Annotated in this window: 16 protein-coding genes; 8 read left to right on the top strand and 8 right to left on the bottom strand. The window is 55.6% G+C overall.

Annotated features, from left to right (window positions below):
* Positions 1–127: 127 nt before the first annotated feature.
* The 5 genes from BKA12_RS09760 to dnaA form a co-directional block, all read right to left on the bottom strand.
* Positions 128–700 carry a DciA family protein gene (locus tag BKA12_RS09760; RefSeq protein ID WP_183643172.1) on the bottom strand — a complete coding sequence of 191 codons (573 nt, stop codon included), beginning with the start codon at positions 698–700 and terminating at the stop codon, positions 128–130.
* A complete protein-coding gene (gene recF, locus BKA12_RS09765; RefSeq protein ID WP_183643175.1) occupies positions 697–1926 on the bottom strand; it encodes a DNA replication/repair protein RecF in 1230 nt (409 codons plus the stop codon). Before recF ends, BKA12_RS09760 begins: the two co-directional genes overlap by 4 nt.
* A gap of 8 nt (positions 1927–1934) precedes the next feature.
* Positions 1935–2822: a phosphogluconate dehydrogenase (NAD(+)-dependent, decarboxylating) gene (gene gnd / locus BKA12_RS09770; RefSeq protein ID WP_183644941.1), complete on the bottom strand. Its 888-nt coding sequence runs from the start codon at positions 2820–2822 to the stop codon at positions 1935–1937.
* A 108-nt stretch (positions 2823–2930) separates the two neighbouring features.
* On the bottom strand, positions 2931–4055 hold the full coding sequence (dnaN, locus tag BKA12_RS09775; protein WP_183643177.1) for a DNA polymerase III subunit beta: 1125 nt from the start codon (positions 4053–4055) through the stop codon (positions 2931–2933).
* 384 nt (positions 4056–4439) lie between these two features.
* Positions 4440–5870, bottom strand: a complete 1431-nt coding sequence (dnaA, locus tag BKA12_RS09780) for a chromosomal replication initiator protein DnaA (protein WP_183643180.1) — start codon at positions 5868–5870, stop codon at positions 4440–4442.
* Positions 5871–6258: 388 nt separating this feature from the next.
* Here dnaA and rpmH point away from each other — a divergent pair, with 388 nt between their 5' ends.
* From rpmH to BKA12_RS09820, 8 genes are all read left to right on the top strand, one after another.
* A complete protein-coding gene (gene rpmH, locus BKA12_RS09785; protein ID WP_183643183.1) occupies positions 6259–6396 on the top strand; it encodes a 50S ribosomal protein L34 in 138 nt (45 codons plus the stop codon).
* Between the two features lie 64 nt (positions 6397–6460).
* Positions 6461–6841: a ribonuclease P protein component gene (gene rnpA / locus BKA12_RS09790; RefSeq protein WP_183643186.1), complete on the top strand. Its 381-nt coding sequence runs from the start codon at positions 6461–6463 to the stop codon at positions 6839–6841.
* Between the two features lie 70 nt (positions 6842–6911).
* Entirely contained in the window at positions 6912–7259 is a 348-nt protein-coding gene (yidD, locus tag BKA12_RS09795) for a membrane protein insertion efficiency factor YidD (protein ID WP_183644943.1), read from the top strand.
* Between the two features lie 6 nt (positions 7260–7265).
* A complete protein-coding gene (yidC, locus tag BKA12_RS09800) occupies positions 7266–8231 on the top strand; it encodes a membrane protein insertase YidC (RefSeq protein ID WP_183643189.1) in 966 nt (321 codons plus the stop codon).
* Positions 8232–8234: 3 nt separating this feature from the next.
* Positions 8235–8819, top strand: a complete 585-nt coding sequence (locus BKA12_RS09805) for a Jag family protein (RefSeq protein WP_183643192.1) — start codon at positions 8235–8237, stop codon at positions 8817–8819.
* Positions 8820–8821: 2 nt separating this feature from the next.
* Positions 8822–9520: a 16S rRNA (guanine(527)-N(7))-methyltransferase RsmG gene (gene rsmG / locus BKA12_RS09810; RefSeq protein ID WP_183643195.1), complete on the top strand. Its 699-nt coding sequence runs from the start codon at positions 8822–8824 to the stop codon at positions 9518–9520.
* 283 nt (positions 9521–9803) lie between these two features.
* Positions 9804–10712 carry a ParA family protein gene (locus BKA12_RS09815; RefSeq protein WP_183644946.1) on the top strand — a complete coding sequence of 303 codons (909 nt, stop codon included), beginning with the start codon at positions 9804–9806 and terminating at the stop codon, positions 10710–10712.
* Between the two features lie 834 nt (positions 10713–11546).
* Complete coding sequence (locus BKA12_RS09820) at positions 11547–12779, top strand: ParB/RepB/Spo0J family partition protein (protein ID WP_183644949.1); 1233 nt, start codon at positions 11547–11549, stop codon at positions 12777–12779.
* Between the two features lie 1181 nt (positions 12780–13960).
* Here BKA12_RS09820 and trxA read toward each other — a convergent pair.
* From trxA to BKA12_RS09835, 3 genes are all read right to left on the bottom strand, one after another.
* The gene (gene trxA / locus BKA12_RS09825; RefSeq protein ID WP_183643197.1) at positions 13961–14284 is read right to left on the bottom strand and encodes a thioredoxin; all 324 of its coding nucleotides are present in this window, start codon (positions 14282–14284) and stop codon (positions 13961–13963) included.
* Between the two features lie 90 nt (positions 14285–14374).
* Positions 14375–15361: a thioredoxin-disulfide reductase gene (gene trxB / locus BKA12_RS09830; protein WP_183643200.1), complete on the bottom strand. Its 987-nt coding sequence runs from the start codon at positions 15359–15361 to the stop codon at positions 14375–14377.
* Positions 15362–15538: 177 nt separating this feature from the next.
* Positions 15539–17383, bottom strand: coding sequence for a hypothetical protein (locus BKA12_RS09835; RefSeq protein WP_183643203.1), 1845 nt, complete (start codon positions 17381–17383; stop codon positions 15539–15541).
* Between the last annotated feature and the right edge of the window lie 41 nt (positions 17384–17424).

The raw sequence follows: 17424 nt of genomic DNA on the forward strand, positions 1-17424 counted from the left end.
TAAACGGGCAGTTAAGGCCGCGCAGAAAGATTGGACCCCTCTCTGAGAGGGTTCAGCCCTCTAGATAGGTGCACCCCGTCAGAGGCCAAAATGGACCTCCCGCAATAATTCCAATTCGGAAATGGGATTATCCGTACGTATCTCGCGGCCCGCGGCCCTTCACGGTCCGCATTCCCTTGCGCCACGAGGGCGCAGTAGGGCCCAATACTTTGATTTCCCGTACGACGCCGCCGCCCAATTTCTCGCTGAAAACCTTGAGCAGTTGGTGGTTGAGAATGCGCATTTGAGACGCCCAGGACGTCGAGTCCGTCCGGATCACCACAATTCCGTTGTCGAAGCTGACCGGTTTGCAGTGCGCCGCGATGTCCGCGCCCACGAGTTCTTCCCAACGAGTCATGACCGAGCCCACGGCAACGGGCGCGTTCCAGCCGCGATCCTGCACCAAGTTCTTCATGATGCCGCCGAGTCCTTGAGGATCTCGAGCATCCGAATAGTTGACGAAGTTCTTGTTGCGCCGTTCGCTACGCACTTGGGCAGATCGCGCGGATCGCGACTGTGCTTGCTGGGCTTGGGCAGCATCCATCCGGACTTCGCCACGTTCGACGGCCGCGGAGCGCATGCGGTTCAAGAGAGTGCGCGGAGCATCCTCGAGGGTGGGGTCGTTCTCTGGTTGCGACTCGTCAAAGTCTTCGCGGCTCATGCGGCACCAATCACGCCGCTCGATACTGGGATGATGGTTCCCTGGAGTTCTTCGGGTACGTCGTGAGCCACGGCAGCGGTGATCAATACCTGATCAGCGCGTTCCATTGCGGCCAAGAGTCGGGTTCGCCGGCTGCTATCCAGCTCAGCGAAAACGTCATCAAGAATCAGAATCGGCGCAGCGCCACCGCGTGGGTCATCCACCAAGAGCGTTTCAAAGGACGCCAACCGAAGAGCCAACGCGAGCGACCACGTCTCACCGTGCGAGGCAAAGCCCTTTGCCGGGTAGTCGCCGATGAACAGTTCAATCTCATCGCGGTGCGGTCCTACCAAGGTCAGGCCGCGATCAATCTCTTGTTTCCGGCGCTGAACCAGGGCCGCGCGAAACATCTTCTCTATGTCTTCAAGAGGCGTCTCGGCCGTCAACGTGGCTTCGTCTCGATCCTCAGTTTCCGCCGAACTCTCCGCTGCATTGAATCGCAGGGCGGCGCCGTCGTCCTCTAATTCCTGAAGAATTGAACTCCTGTAATGAGCAAAAACCTTTTTGCTACCGTCAGTGAGGCCTTCGTATGCGGCTGCAAGATGCGGCGTCATAGCGCTCAAGGCGGTCAGTCTGCCCTTCAGCAAACGCGCGCCGGCCTGAGCAAGGTGCTGATCCCAGACTTCGAGGGTGGCCTCGTGGGCATCGGAGAGTTTTCGCGATCCCTTGGCGGACTTCAAGAGTGCGTTGCGCTGCTTGAGGACGCGCTCGTAATCCTTGCGGTTGGAGGCCTGAGCCGGCTGCAGGGTCACCAGAAAGTCATCGAAAAACCGGCGACGAACGCCTGGATCTCCCTTGACGATTTCGAGGTCTTCGGGCGCGAACATCACGCAGCGAACAATCCCTAAGATGTCCGCGGCCCGCACGTTGTTGGACCGGTTGATCCGCGCACGATTGGCTCCCTTGGGAGTGATTTCGAGCTGAACGCTCGCTGCTTGCCGCGTCTCAGGATCTTTTCCGCGCTCCACGCGTGCCCGAATGATGGCGCGCTCTGTGCCGAAACGAACGAGAGGCGCATCGTTGGAGACGCGGTGGGAGGACAAATGTGCCAAGTAGTTGATGGACTCAACGACGTTCGTTTTACCCACCCCGTTCTGTCCCACCAGCACAAAGACGCCCTCGCCGAGCTCAACATCCGCTTGTTGGTAGGTGCGGTAATCAGTCAACGAGAGGTGGGTAATGAACACGCAACGGCCTATTCGCCAGGGCGTTTGACTGCGTGACCGCCGAATTGCTGGCGCAGCGCGGCAACCATCTTGTTTGCAGGGGAATCATCTTGGCGCGAAGCGAAGCGCTGGAAGAGTGCAGCCGTAATGACCGGAGCTGGGACCGCGTTGGCAATCGCTTCTTCAACAGTCCAACGGCCTTCACCAGAATCCTCGACGTAACCGGCGATGTCCTTGAGTTCGGGATCGTCCTTGAGTGCCTCAACCAAGAGATCCAAGAGCCACGAACGTACCACGGTTCCTTCTTGCCAAGCGGCAAAAGTGCCCCGAACATCCTTGATGGAGCTCTTCGCGCTCAGCAATTCGTAGCCTTCAGCGTAGGCCTGCATCATGCCGTACTCGATACCGTTGTGCACCATTTTTGCGTAGTGACCTGCGCCGACATCGCCTACGTGGACGAAGCTGCGGGAGCGTTCGCCTTCTGGGCGAAGGGCGTCAAAAACCGGCATCAGCTCCGCGATGTCGGCGTCATTACCGCCGGCCATCAGTCCATAGCCGTTTTGTAGACCCCAGACTCCACCGGAAACACCGCAATCGACAAAGCGGATGCCCTTTTCGGAGAGTTCTGCGGAGTGGCGCTCATCATCGCTAAAGCGCGTGTTTCCGCCATCAATGACCAGGTCGCCTTCACTCAAAACACCCTTGAGCTCAGCAACAACTGAGTCAGTAGGTGCTCCAGAAGGAACCATGATCCAAACGATGCGGGGCTGAGGAAGCTTCTCCACCAATTCGGCGACGTTGGCAACGTCAGAAACCTCTGGATTCCGGTCATAACCGGTGACCTGATGACCTGCGTTGATGAGACGAGCGCGCATGTTGGCGCCCATCTTTCCCAAACCGATCATGCCAATGTGCATGGTGTTTTCGTTCATGATGCCTCCCAAGAACTGTGTGGCTTTCGTGAAGATGATGGGCTAGTTTCAACCTGCTATTGCCTGGCTGAAACTAGCGTTTCGGCAAACGAATTAGCTGTTTGGCAGACGGATCGGCATGACGAGGTAGCGGTATGCGTCGTCATCAGATCCATCAGCCTCTCGCTGACCCGTCAACATGGCTGGCTTGGCAGCGGTGGTGAAGGAGAAGCGCACGTAGTCCGTATCGAATGCGCCCAAACCTTCACTCAAGTAGGTGGGGTTGAACGCCACGGTGATGTCTTCGCCATCGAGAGCTGCTGCAATCGACTCTTCAGCCTGAGCGTCTTCGCCCGTTCCCGCTTCAAGCGTGAGCTGACCATCCGTGAAGGACATGCGAACTGGAGTGTTTCGTTCCGCCACAATGGCTACACGACGCACAGCTTCTGCGAGTTCTTGAGTGCTGACCGAAGCATGAACTGGGGTTTCACTTGGGAACAAAGAGCGAATCTTCGGGTAGTCGCCATCAACCAAAACGGACGTGGTGCGACGGTTTCCGGATTCAAATCCGATGATGTCTGCCTTGTCGCCCAGGGAAATGGTGAGGTCTCCAGAGCCACCTAAGGTACGAGCAACTTCGTTCAAAATACGGCCCTTGACCAGAGCTGCGGTAGAAATGTCAGACTTCGCTGGCTTCCATTTGAGCTCTCGCAACGACAAACGGTAGCGGTCCGTTGCCAAGAAGGAGATGGTGTCTCCCTCGAATTCAAGCTTGACGCCGGTCAAGATCGGGAGAGTGTCATCCTTCGAAGCAGCCACAATGACCTGCTGAATGGCGTGAGCAAATGCTTCACCGTCAACAGTTCCAGCAATTTCTGGAGTTGCTGGGCGTGCTGGGTAATCAGCAACCGGCATCGTGGACACGTTGAAGCGTGAACGACCCGCAGTGATAGTGACCTTAGAGCCATCCTGTTCCAGGGTGACCTTCGAAGAAGGCAATGACCGCGAGATGTCAGCCAACAACTTGCCGGAAACCAAGATGGTTCCCTCGGTGGTGATGTCTGCGGGGAACTCAATGTGTGCAGAAACTTCGTAGTCATAGCTCTCGAGCGTGACCACTCCGTTTTCTGCGGTGAGCAAGATTCCTGCGAGTACTGGTGAGGATGGCCTTTGGCTCAAGGAACGAGCCGTCCACGCTACTGCCTCGGAAAAGACATCCCTCTCGACGCTGAACTTCACGAAGAGTTCCGCCTTTCATTCATGGGTATTTCACCGACTTACACACGAGTATCCCTGCAAGCTTAGCCGGAAGCCCGTGGTGGAAGGTACCGGCTGGGGAGATCGCGGAAAACTGGTTTTTGTTATTTGGGTTGGCCGCTTAAAGAGGTGAGTAGTGTTAATAACACCTGTGGATTCTGTGGATAACCCCCTTTTTCAGGGATTCTCGCCGATTATTGCTGTGGATAACATGTGGGGCTTAAGTTGACGTTAGCAAGATGGTCGGTGGATGAACGACGGCGCCAAATTTCGGTTCCACATTAAATATGGGGTTATGCGCTAAAAAAGTAAGTTATCCACAGGTTAAGAACAATCAGCTGTGCAGAACCACAAAAAACGTGGGATTTAGTGGCCGTTTTGGCTCTGCTTGATGCGGTTTGTGAGTTCCGTGACCTGGTTGAAGATGGCACGACGCTCGGCCATGAGCTCACGAATCTTTCGTTCCGCGTGAATCACGGTGGTGTGATCGCGTCCGCCGAGTTCAGCACCAATACGGGGCAGCGACATATCTGTGAGTTCGCGCAAGAGATACATAGCAATCTGGCGAGCAGTCACAAGGGTTCGCGTGCGGGACTTGGAATTGAGCTCTTCAACCGTGAGATTGAAGTAGTCGGCAGTCGCAGCAATGATCTGGGACGAGGTGATTTCTTGGGCACCTTCATCAGTGATGAGGTCTTTGAGCACCAATTCCGCCAAGTCACGGTCCACTTCCGAGTTGTTCAAGGAAGCGAATGCCGTGACGCGAATGAGAGCACCTTCAAGTTCACGGATATTTGAGGAGATCTTGGAAGCGATGTACTCGAGCACATCATCGCTAGCCTTCAAGCCCTCTGCATCAGCCTTTTTCCGCAGAATCGCAATACGCGTTTCCAGTTCAGGCGGCTGAATATCCGTGATCAAACCCCACTCAAAGCGAGAGCGCAAGCGTTCTTCGAAGCCGGAAAGCTGTTTTGGCGGCAAGTCAGAGGTGATGACTACTTGCTTCGAGTGATTGTGCAGCGCATTGAAGGTGTGGAAGAACTCTTCTTGAGTAGCGTCCTTGCCAGCCAGGAACTGGATGTCGTCGATGAGCAAGATGTCCACGTTGCGGTACGTGGTCTTGAAGGACGTACCTTCATCGTCGCGAATCGAGTTGATGAAGTCGTTCGTGAATTCTTCCGAGTTCACGTAGCGAACCCGAATGCCTTTGTACATCTGGCGCGCGTAGTGACCAATGGCGTGCAACAAGTGTGTTTTCCCCAGACCGGAATCGCCGTAAATAAACAGCGGGTTGTAGGCCTTGGCCGGTGCTTCCGCCACAGCAGCTGCTGCCGCATGGGCGAAACGGTTGGACGAACCGATCACGAAGGTATCGAAAATGTACTTGGGATTGAGGCGCCCAAATTCTTGAGAAGTCGACGGTGGCGCGGGTGCCGGCTTGGGCTGCGGACGGTTCGCTTCCGCATGTTCTTCAGGAGCAGCGGCCGGAGCCTTCTCCGGTTCCCCGCTAGAAACCGGGTTTTTCTCGAGTTCCGGATCCACAATGTACGCGCAGTGAAGTCGCGTACCGAAGACCTTCTCAACAGCATCTTCAATCTGCGCTTTGAGATTGTTCTGCAGAATTTCGCGGGTGAGTTCGTTAGGAACTGCGATCACCAGGGACGTTCCTGCCAGCACCGTTGGACTAGCCAGCGTGACAAATCCGCGGTTTCTGGCGGTCAGACGATCATCGTCCTCCATCACCCGCACAACTTGGCGCCACGAGCTGCCAAGGTTGTTGGATTCATCCGTGCTCATACTTTTGTGTCCTTTTCCCGAAAACTCTCCCTTCGAGTCTATCGATCTTCCACAAACTTATTCACAGGCCGTGGATAACTCGTGATCAAAGAATCACACGAACTTTCTGTAATTACCCACAGGGTCGGTCCTCTGATGTCCACAGCGGTGTATAACTTGTGGAAGAAGTTTTGCGGGGAGTATCACACGACCCCCAATTTGACGCGCATTCTAGGGTGCCCTATTGTTAATCAGTCCTATGTGCGTCCTCTGGCGTGTTTTCATGCCGAGAGTTTGCTGCCATAAGTAGCTGGTTTCCAGCCACAGATGGCAGTCGATGCATCGAATTCAAGCGTCAATCCTGTTCTGTTACGGGCGTTGCGCGCCAACAGACTTAGTGGAGTTAATCGTGAGCAAGCGGACTTTTCAGCCGAATAACCGCCGTCGTGCCAAGAAGCACGGCTTCCGCCTTCGCATGCGCACCCGCGCCGGCCGTGCCATCTTGGCACACCGCCGCTCTAAGGGCCGCGCTGCACTTTCTGCCTAGTTCGCGCTAGTTCGGAAAGAACAACTGTTAGGAACACCGTGCCATCCCGTGCCCCGAGGAACTAATGCTTCCCGCTGAGCACAGAATGAGGACCGCCGGTGATTTCTCCAACACCGTACGTTCCGGTGCCCGTATTGGGCGCCGGAACGTTGTTGTTTATGCACATTTCCGAACTGACGAGGTTCCCACGAGGTTCGGGTTCATCGTTTCCAAGAAGGTGGGGAACGCTGTTACTCGTAACCTCGTTAAGAGACGATTAAGAGCACTCTCTGCTGACCTCGTTAAAGAACACCCACTCGGTATGGGCATTGTGATGCGCGCTCTTCCGGCATCAAGTACCGCATCGTGGGATGAACTAGGTAGCGACGTGCATTCCGCGTTCAAGAAAATTGAAAAGCTTCACCAAGAACATCACACGCAAGAGGGGGTAGACCATGTGCGCTGACGGAAGTCATGTGTCCGCGGTAATCGCACCTGCGCAAGCTGCGGCGTCGTCCTCTCCCCAAAATCCGGTGATGAGAGTGCTGAAGTGGATATTGGATAGCCCCCGCCTCTTACTTATTGGTTTTTTGAAGCTCTACAGACTCATCATCTCGCCGATATATGGCGACGTGTGTGGCTACTTTCCCAGCTGTTCCGCGTACGCTCTAGAAGCCGTGACTGTTCACGGCGCAGCGCGCGGAAGTTGGTTAGCAACGTGGCGGCTGCTGCGATGCAATCCGTGGGGCAAAGGCGGGATCGATATGGTCCCGCCTGGCAAGCGGATTTGGCCAGAAGGCAAAACGCCAAGAATCATTGTTCTGAATCACCCGCCCATTCCTGACGATACCGACGAGTCCGCAGCCGCGGATCGAGGAGCATAACCACTCATGCAAATCTTTGACACGCTTCTATGGCCTTTCAGGATGTTGATGTCCTGGATCTTGTGGGCCTTCCATGAGCTCTTTTCGTTCCTCGGCATGGATCCCAACTCCGGTTGGACCTGGACCTTCTCCATCGTTGCCGTGGTGGTGGTCATCCGTGCCGCTTTGATCCCGGTATTCGTCAAGCAAATCAAGGCCCAGCGCGCCATGCAGGCGTTGCAGCCAGAATTGCGCAAGCTTCAGGCTAAGTACAAGGGCAAGAAGGACCAGCTCTCGCAGCAGGCCATGATTGCCGAACAGCGTGCGCTCTTCAAGAAGCACAACACCGGCATGTTCTCTTCCTGCATGCCTTTGCTGTTCCAGATGCCGTTCTTCTTCGCGCTCTTCACGGTGCTCAACAACACCGCCACCGCGAAGGCTGCAGGCGAGGGCATTGGCGCTCTTTCCGCAGCTCACGTTCGCTCGTTCGACGAGTCGTCCATCTTCGGCGCACGTCTCTCAGACACGTTCTTGAACACGCTGAACTCCGGAAACGTCAACATTTCCGTGATCATCGTGGCCGTCATTTTGATCGTCGCGATGTCCGCACTGCAGTTCATTACGCAGCGCCAGATCATGTCCAAGAACATGACCAAGGAAGCCCTCGAGGGCCCGTTCATGCAGCAGCAGAAGATGATGTTGTACATCCTTCCGCTCGTGTTCGGTATCGGTGGCATCAACTTCCCGATCGGTCTGTTGCTCTACTGGACCGCCACCAACGTGTGGACCTTGGCTCAGCAGTTCTGGGTGATCCGTAACAACCCGACCCCAGGTTCCGAAGCCGAGCGCGAACTCAATGAGCGCCGCGCCGCGAAGGGCCTGCCGCCGCTCCGCGAGAAGAAGGCAGCAGAGGCCGCTGAAGCGGTTGCTGCCGAGGAGCTCAAGAAGACTCAGCGCGTTCAGCCGAAGCGCCAAACCAAGCGAAAGAGGTAATTCATGAGCCAGCACACTGAAGATGCTGTGGACGTGGAGCAGCCAGCATTGAATGACGACGACGCAGCTTCCGTCACGGACGAAGCTTCGGCTTCCGGCCCTACTAAGGCCGAGCGCCTTGAAGAAGAGGGCGATATCGCTGCGGATTACCTCGAGGAATTGCTTGACGTTGCGGACATCGATGGCGACATCGATATTGAGGTTCGTAGCGGCCGTACGTACATCTCGATTGTGAGTGACGAGGCTGAAAACAAGGAGCTCGAAGCTCTTGTTGGTGACGATGGAGAGGTTCTGGAGTCCCTCCAGGAACTCACTCGTTTGGCTGTCTTGACGGCTACCGGCAGCCGTTCACGCTTGGTCCTGGACATCCTGGGCTACCGCAAGGAGCGCGAAGGCAAACTGCGCGAGATTGCAGACAAGGCAGTTTCTACCGCGAAGTCCACTTCCGAGCCTGTGCACTTGGCACCCATGAGCGCTTACGAGCGCAAGCTCGTGCATGACTTCGTTGCTGACGCTGGACTCTTCTCTGAGTCCGAAGGCGAAGGCTCGAAGCGCCACATTGTGGTGTCCGTGGAAGAGCTCGTCTAAGCATGACTGAACAGCCGACCCCACCTGTAGAGCAGGAGTCCTCCGTGGCTCCTGCGGCTCACGAACCTGTTCTGCCGAATCCGTCTGAGCGCATTAGCGCGGACAAGATCTTTGGTGATCGCTACGATCTGGCGGAACGATTCGTGCAGCATTTGGCCACGTCTGGCATGGAACGCGGGCTTCTTGGTCCGCGCGAAGTACCGCGCCTGTGGGGCCGGCACGTTCTCAACTGCGCCGTAATTGGCGAGTACATTCCTGAAGGCGTCACGGTTGCTGACGTGGGATCGGGAGCTGGCTTGCCAGGTCTGGCCTTGGCCATCGCCCGTCCGGACCTCTCGCTCACGTTGATCGAGCCGTTGGAGCGCCGTTGTTTGTGGCTCAGCGAAGTGATCGATGATCTAGAGCTGGACAACGTAGTGGTCATGCGTGGCCGCGCGGAGCAAGTAGTGGAATTCGTAAACGTTGATGTGGTGACGGCTCGCGCTGTCTCCGCGCTGACGAACCTCATTCCATGGTCGATTCCGCTCTTGCACGGTTCCGGAGAGATGCTGGCCATCAAGGGTCGCAGCGCTCAAGAGGAGATCGAGAAGGCACGCAAGGTACTCAAAAAGGCCGGCGGATCTTCGCCAGAAATCCTGGTTGCAGGCGCCTCCGTTCTGGAAGAACCCACCACGCTAGTCCGCATCAAAGTCGGCTCATAACTCTTCAACCAAGATAGGTTGATTTTAGGGGCAACATTCCATGTTTCACGTGAAACCCTTTATGTCTGGGCTAACCGATAAACTTTTGAAGGGCAAAAGTCGCGAGGACTCTGAGAGTCTCGCGAAGGACGCACCAGAAGATGTGGATGTGGAGACTGTTGCCGAAGAGCATACCGAAACGTCGGATGCTGATTCGCTAGCGGACTCTGCCTCTGAGGCTTCATCGGTTGAACCGAATGAAGCCGAGAATAATCCTGCAACAACAGCCACGGATCGGGACTTCATGGAAATCGATGAGAGCACACCGCTTGCTAATCAGATTGCCAATGAGACTAAGCGTCGCGAAGAACTGAAGAACAGCACATTGCCTATTCCACTCGAAACTCGCTTTATCTCTGTCAGCAACCAAAAGGGCGGCGTTGGCAAGACCACGTCTACCGTAAACCTTGCTGCCGCCTTGGCGAAGCAGGGGTTGCACGTCTTGGTCGTGGACATTGACCCACAGGGCAATGCCTCGACCGCTCTTGGCATCGATCACCGCGCAGAAGTGGACAGCATTTACGATGTGCTCATCAACGATGTGCCCTTGGCTGAGGTAATTCAGAAGTGCCCTGATCTGGACAATCTTGTGGTGGCTCCAGCAACGATCCACTTGGCTGGTGCTGAGATTGAGCTCGTGTCTCTTGTGGCACGTGAGCAGCGATTGCGCCGCGCACTCGAAGAGTACGCCAACCACCGGGCGAGCGAGGGCGAAGCACGCCTCGACTACATCTTCATTGACTGCCCACCGTCGTTGGGTCTCTTGACGGTGAACGCATTTGTGGCTGCTAAGGAAGTCTTGATTCCTATTCAGTGCGAGTACTACGCGCTTGAAGGATTGAGCCAGCTCCTGAACAACATCAAGCTCATCCAGAAGCATCTGAATGAGTCCTTGGACGTCTCCACCATCCTTCTGACCATGTACGACGGTCGAACGAACCTCGCATCCCAGGTCGCCGCTGAAGTTCGGGAGCATTTCCCGAGCGAAGTGTTGGACGCCGTTATTCCACGTTCGGTTCGCATTTCCGAAGCGCCAAGTTATCAACAGACGGTCATTACTTATGACCCGAATTCGACGGGCGCACTGTCCTATCTCGAAGCTGCCAGCGAGATTGCAAAGCGCGGCGCTGAGAAGGATTCCACAAAGAAATAGCACGCCGGCGATGTTGTAGATCTCCTAGAAATCCTTGAAGGGACAGTCATCATTGGGTGACTGTCCCTTTCTTGTTGCGCGGATTCGCTGGAGTCGCACAACGCATCTTTGCTCGTCAAAGACTAGAATTGATTCAGATCAAACGGAAGTAGTTGTGTAATCCACAGCTGTGGATATCACTGAGGAGAACTGATGGCTGAGAAGCGCAGAGGACTGGGCCGTGGGCTCGGAGCGTTGATTGCAACGGGACCAACGGAGCCTGTCGAAGAAAAGAAGGCAACCACTCCTTCGTCTGAGGAAGTCGAAGCCGCGCCGACGCCTGCTTCACGTGAAACGACCAACACGGACAAGCGAACACCCGCATACTCTTCTGCAGATCAAACGAAATTGGTTGATTCATCGTCATCAAAGGCTGATAAGAAGTCTCCTGCTGCTGCTACTGGTGACGTTACTGCAAGCGCTGAGACCGGAAAGAAGTCTTCCACTGCATCCGTCGACCCGGGAGAGGAAGAGTCTTCGAAGGGATCCAAGTCCGGAGAATCCACGAAGAATTCCGACGCCGAGGAACCGGCTGACAAGGAATCGGCATTCAAGTCTGGTGCTGATGACAGCCAAGAAGACAGCACCACTTCGGTGGCCAACGCAGTCGATGTCCTACGGAAGCGCACTTCAGAACGTCGACGCAAGGCACTGGCCGATACGGTCAAGGCAGAGGACGAGAAGAAGACTCCTGCAGAGACAAAGGACTCCTCTAAGCGCAGCACTGTCGTGGAGGAGAACGAGGCGGAGCTGGATGCTGACGGTGACGAAGTTCCTCGTATCCGTCCAGTCGACATGTTCTTTGGTGGCTCGCCGAGCCCACGGAGCAATGTTTCACGTGAAACATCTCGCGCCAATCGTCGTCGTGCCCAAGTTCCAGATCTACTGAGCGAACGTGCGGCCCGTGTGCTCAAGAATCGCGAGGACAACGGGACTGATGTAGAAGAGCAGGCTGAGACAACCTCGCCGGCGCCAAAGTCCACTGGCAACACAAGTGCAGCTGCCGACTCCAAGAACAGTGAGGAGTTGGAATCATCCAAGAATGAAGTAACGCGGCCTACTGGAGAAGAGAAGTCAGATGCAGCTTCTGATCGCACCAGTTCGGTAGACAAAGATGAAATAGTTGCTCAGAAATCTGATGTTTCACGTGAAACATTGACGGATTCAGACCAGGGTGACAATCCATCTGGCTCTGATGTAGAGGATCTAGCCAGTATTCCAGGGCTTTCCTACGCTGAACTGCCGATTGATTCGATTCATCCCAACCGCAAACAGCCACGTCAAGTCTTCGATGAAGAGGATATGTCCGAGCTGGAACACTCCATTCGTGAGATTGGCCTGCTGCAACCGATCGTTGTTCGTCCCTCCTCCGAAGAAGGGGACGCCAAATACGAGCTCGTCATGGGTGAACGTCGTTGGCGCGCTGCACAGCGTGTGGGAATGGAACAGATCCCTGCAATCATTCGTGAAACCAAGGACGAGGACCTTCTCCGAGACGCACTTCTCGAGAATTTGCACCGTTCTGAACTGAATCCGCTTGAAGAAGCGGCTGCTTATCAGCAACTTCTTCAAGAGTTTGGTTGCTCTCAGGACGAACTCTCCCAGAAGATTGGTCGCTCTCGTTCGCAGATCTCGAACACCATTCGACTCATGAAGTTGCCGCCGTTGGTTCAGCGTCGTGTAGCTGCTGGCGTAATCTCGCAAGGTCACGCGCGTGCGCTCCTCTCACTTGAAGACGTCGCCGAAATGGAACGTCTTGCACAGAGGATCGTCAACGAGGGTCTGTCCGTCCGGTCCGTCGAGGAAATTGTTGCGCTGCAGGCAGGTCTACGTCGCGCGGACAACACTCGTCAGGCCAAAGAAGTCGCCCGCCCCGAGCGCCTGGACTACTTCGCAAACGCATTGTCAGACCGCCTTGATACGCAGGTGAAGATCACGCTCGGTGCGAAGAAGGGTCGCGTTAGCATCGAATTTGCTAGCGTTGACGATCTGAATCGCATCATGGGAGTTATCGCACCGTCCAATTAGGACATCTATTAGAGGGCTGGTGTGAATGTTTCACGTGAAACATTCACACCGGCCCTCCTTTTTGCATAAATTCTTAGTGTCGGCTCGGCACGCGTTTTTCAGAATTCTCAGAGCTCCCTGGTTTGCGCCCTGTTTCATGTCTGCTTGCATCTGATCTGGAGACCATAATCAGGGGTTTGTGCTCTTTACAACACACGTGTTGGCCGAATACACCATGTTGCCGCGTCTGAATGGAGCAACAAGTCTCTCCAGGACAGTCCTCTACTCCACCAACTGTCGGCCAAAAGATTGTGATCTTATGTTCCACTTGAGTTTGAAGCTCCTTCGGAGAACTGCATCACCGTTTCGCCGCATGTTTCACGTGAAACATAGGTGTCGGGTAGTCACTGATTCACAGTCTGCTGAGTTGCTTCCATGAATTTGGGCTCTTGCTTTCTATCGGCAGTAGCAGCGTGATGCCGAGGAATGAGACGTCGATGACCCGATCGCGGGAGGATGTATGTTGACAGAGTTATCGGCGCGGCGTGTGTTCGCAACATAGCCCCTCAAACATTCCTCCTGCATCTCTGTTTGACGACATGTTAGATATTGGAAGTTCTTCGTGTCTCGAGAAATGTTTCACGTGGAACATTGAGCGACGGCTTGTTCATACCGTCGTGCCGCCTGCAGCGCCGGCCTCTATGCGGAGGAGTATCCAGGGTGGCGTTCTCGGATCTGATAGCCAGCCAGCACGATCTATTGCCACATCATTGCGACCGTAGTTGTGTGCTGCGCCGGGCTAACGCACCTCGCTGTGCAGCATCGGGACATGCTATTCACAGATGGCAAGCTATCTCAGGTTGTGTATGTGCCAGGTAATTCTGAGGTTCATTGCGATACATGTATCGCTGGTCGATTAGAAGAAGGCATTGTCCCCATTGCTTTTGTATGGAGGAAGTAGTGGGCAGTGTGTGATGGAGTGCGACTTACTCCCTGATATGGGTATAACCTCGCAGGTTCAAATGCCGTTGCGTTTGTGGTGGCAGGGTGATTCGAGTTGCCCCTACTGCGCCTTCCTCGTTGCCACGGCCAGGCAGTCGTGTCCGGCGTTGAGCATACGTAAGAAAAGGGCGGTCATGTTTCACGTGAAACATGACCGCCCTAAGAGATAAGCGATGTGAGGCGAGATGTGCCTCAGAGCTTTACAGGTACTCTGCGAACTCCTGCTCGAGAACCTTCTTTGGCTTCGCTCCGATGGAGGTAGCAACGTGCTCGCCACCCTGGAAGACGAAGACTGCAGGAATAGAGGTGATGCCGTACTGAGCTGCGATTGCAGGGTTCTCGTCAACGTTCACCTTGACGACCTCTACCTTCTCACCGTGCTCGGCAGCAATCTCGTCGAGGATTGGACTCAACATGCGGCAAGGACCGCACCATTCTGCCCAGAAATCAACGATTACTGGCTTATCAGATTCGAGAACGTCCTTCTGGAAGCTCTGATCGGTAACGTCTTTAGCGTTGCTCATGTGATTCCGTCCTTAGGTTTAGGGAGAACTGTTTGATGTTGTAACCGGGTGAATGGTGGTATCTATTCCATCCACCCGGACTGGCCTTATTTAGACTGTAGCGGCCTCTTGGGCTGCCGGCTTGTGATCCTGCACGGTAGACGCGAGGAAGTGCTCTACGTCGATCGCAGCGGCACAGCCGGAGCCTGCGGCCGTGATGGCCTGACGGTAGCTGGAGTCGATGACGTCGCCGGCAGCGAAGACGCCGGGAAGGGACGTCTTGGAGGAACGGCCCTGAACGGCGATGGTTCCATCTTCGGTCAGCTCGAGCTGGCCCTTGACGAGATCCGTGCGTGGATCGTTTCCGATGGCTACGAAGAGACCAGTGATTGGAAGCTCGCGTTCGGTGCCATCTACCGTGCTACGCAGGGTAATGGAGCTGACCTTGTCTTCACCGTTGACGGCAGCAACTTCTGAGTTCCACGCGAATTCGATCTTCTCGTTAGCCAATGCACGGTCAGCCATGATCTTCGAGGCACGGAGTCCTTCACGACGGTGAACAACCGTCACTTTGGATGCGAACTTCGTCAGGAAGAGGGCCTCCTCCATGGCGGAGTCTCCACCGCCTACAACTGCTATCTCCTGGTTGCGGAAGAAGAAGCCATCGCACGTTGCACACCATGAGACACCGTGGCCGGAGAGGCGCTTTTCGTCAGGCAAGCCCAACTCGCGGTATGCGGAGCCGGTAGCGATGATGACCGCGCGTGCCTTGTAAACCTCACCGCTGCCAAGCGTGACGGTCTTGATCTCGCCTTCGAGTTCAACAGATTCAACGTCTTCGAATTGAATATCGGCGCCAAATCGCTCTGCCTGCTTCATCATGTTGTCCATTAGCTCTGGGCCCATGATGCCGTCAACAAAGCCAGGGAAGTTCTCAACCTCGGTGGTGTTCATGAGCTCGCCACCAGCTGTGACAGAACCAGCGAACACAATTGGGTTCAGATTGGCGCGCGCCGTGTAGACGGCTGCCGTGTAGCCGGCAGGTCCGGAGCCGACGATGATGACGTCACGGACATCCGATGTGGTTTCAACAGTCACAGGTTGGATCCTCTTTCAAGCAAGTTTTTGGGCTGATCTCTAGGCTACAGCCCTCTCCGTACACGGCCATCACGAGACATACGCGTTTACGTATGTGTCACAACCTTGTCCGAGCAAAAAGTATTCCCCGGATCGTTGAGTCCGAGGAATACTTTGAACTGCTGAAAAGAGTACTTGCTACTTGACCTTGATCTCTGCGATCTGGAGGCCAAATGGGCGCTCTGGTGAAGATGGTGCAGCCTGACGTGGCAATTCCGTGATGTTGATGAACACGTACTTCGCTTTAGCTGGTGCTCCCTGATCATTCGCTACAGGGACGGTCACCGTTGGACCCGTGAAGGATCCCTGCGCAACTGCCGTAGCCGATGACTTGTCGTTGGAATCGCCTACAAGGATCTCGAAGGCTCCACCTGTTCCGTTGAGACCGGAAAGCTCGAGTTCAGCGACATCGGCCTGTTCCTTGAGCTCAACGATCAGCTCCATGGAATCCGCGAAACCACCAAACTTAGCGTTCGAGAAGGAGAAGGTGCGGTAGAGCGTGCCTTCGTTGCCATCAAACGCGCGCGGCAACAGGTTGTCACGCTCTGCCGTGAGCGCCTGATTTCCAGGCACATTGCGTTCGAGTCCAACGATCTCTGGCGTCACAGTGTTTGCCGGTGCAGACTGCGACGTGTTTCCGCTAGCTGCCGAAGAGCCAGCCGCGCTCGAGTTCGAAGCAGCCGCGGAGCTCTGCGCTGCGGTGTTGCCGCGCGGACTCAAAGCCTGGAAGGCGAAGACCACTGCGACGATCAGCACGAGGCCTAGAAGTGCACCAATGACAAGGCGACGAGTCCGTGCTTCCTTGTCCCGATCCACCTCTGAATCATCGTCCTCATCGTAGTAGCCGGCTTCGGACTCGTATTCGGCGTCATCCCACTGCTCGTTATTGTCATCTGACAAGAACTCAGGAGTCTCTTCGGGAGCTTCCTCGGGAGTCGTGTTCTGGTTGTTGCCACGGACGCGACCCAACATTGCGGCTCCGGCGCCAGCGATGCCAGCTGCAGCACCCGCTACGTAGCGGCCAGCTGCCCCACGGCGATCGTTGACGGAAGATTCATCAGCTTCGTCGAAGTCATCCGTCTTGTCCGGTGCATCCGCAGGCTCCACGGCGTCGCGTGAGCGCACATCGCTCTCGGGCACGTCATTGCCGCGCGAATAAGCACTCGCAAACGGGCGCTCCTCGACAACCTCGTCGGCAGCAGGTTCCTCATCGGCCAACTGAGAGACCTTAGGCTCGTGCTCAGGACGTGGAGGCGGCGTAGAGAACCTTGTGCCCCGACGAGGCGCAGAGACGGCCGCAGAAGGCTGCTGAGCCTCTCGTGGCTGCGTATCCGTGTCCTTCGTTTCAGCAACTCGCGATTCTTGAACCGGCGGCTCGGAATCCTTCGAGGAATCTTGGGAGACAGTCTCCTCAGGCGTGTACTCCTCGACCGCAGGACGGACACTCTCTTGAGCTGCGTCGTCGTCATTGCTGTCCTTGGAACGCCCAAAGCGGGACTTGATGTCATTGAGGCGCTGCTGAAGGCCCGGATTAACGGGTCGGTTCTGCTGCGCAAGCTCGTGGTAGTACTCGTCATCGTCTTCGTAGACGTGCGGCTCGAAGGCGCGAGCTTCGCCGAAAATTTCGGAACCCAGGGTGTCCGTCATGAACGGCTCAATGTACGGCGCGTTCTTCTGGGCCTCCATCACGAGGTCCAAAAGATCTTCAGACTCGGCAATATTCGTAATGAGATACGTGCGGCCCTCGCTCAAACCGAGATCCAAGATCTGCACGTTACCGATGCGCTCGCCAGTGGCGATTTCGCGGGCGCTCGTGGCAGCCTGCGCGGCATTCACGGGTGCGGCAACAAGGATTGAGACAGGGCGGTCAAGAACTTGATCGAACCCGCGCAACACATGGTCGTCGTCGTTCGAGATCAGCACACGTTCGGTGACGCGGTAACGACCGCCGAGCACCGTGCCCACGTTGAACTGCTGTGCCAAAACTTCCTCCAGAACTGGTGACAGGCACTCTCAAGGTAGCG

This window comes from Neomicrococcus lactis (assembly GCF_014200305.1).
Classification (GTDB): Bacteria; Actinomycetota; Actinomycetes; order Actinomycetales; family Micrococcaceae; genus Neomicrococcus; species Neomicrococcus lactis.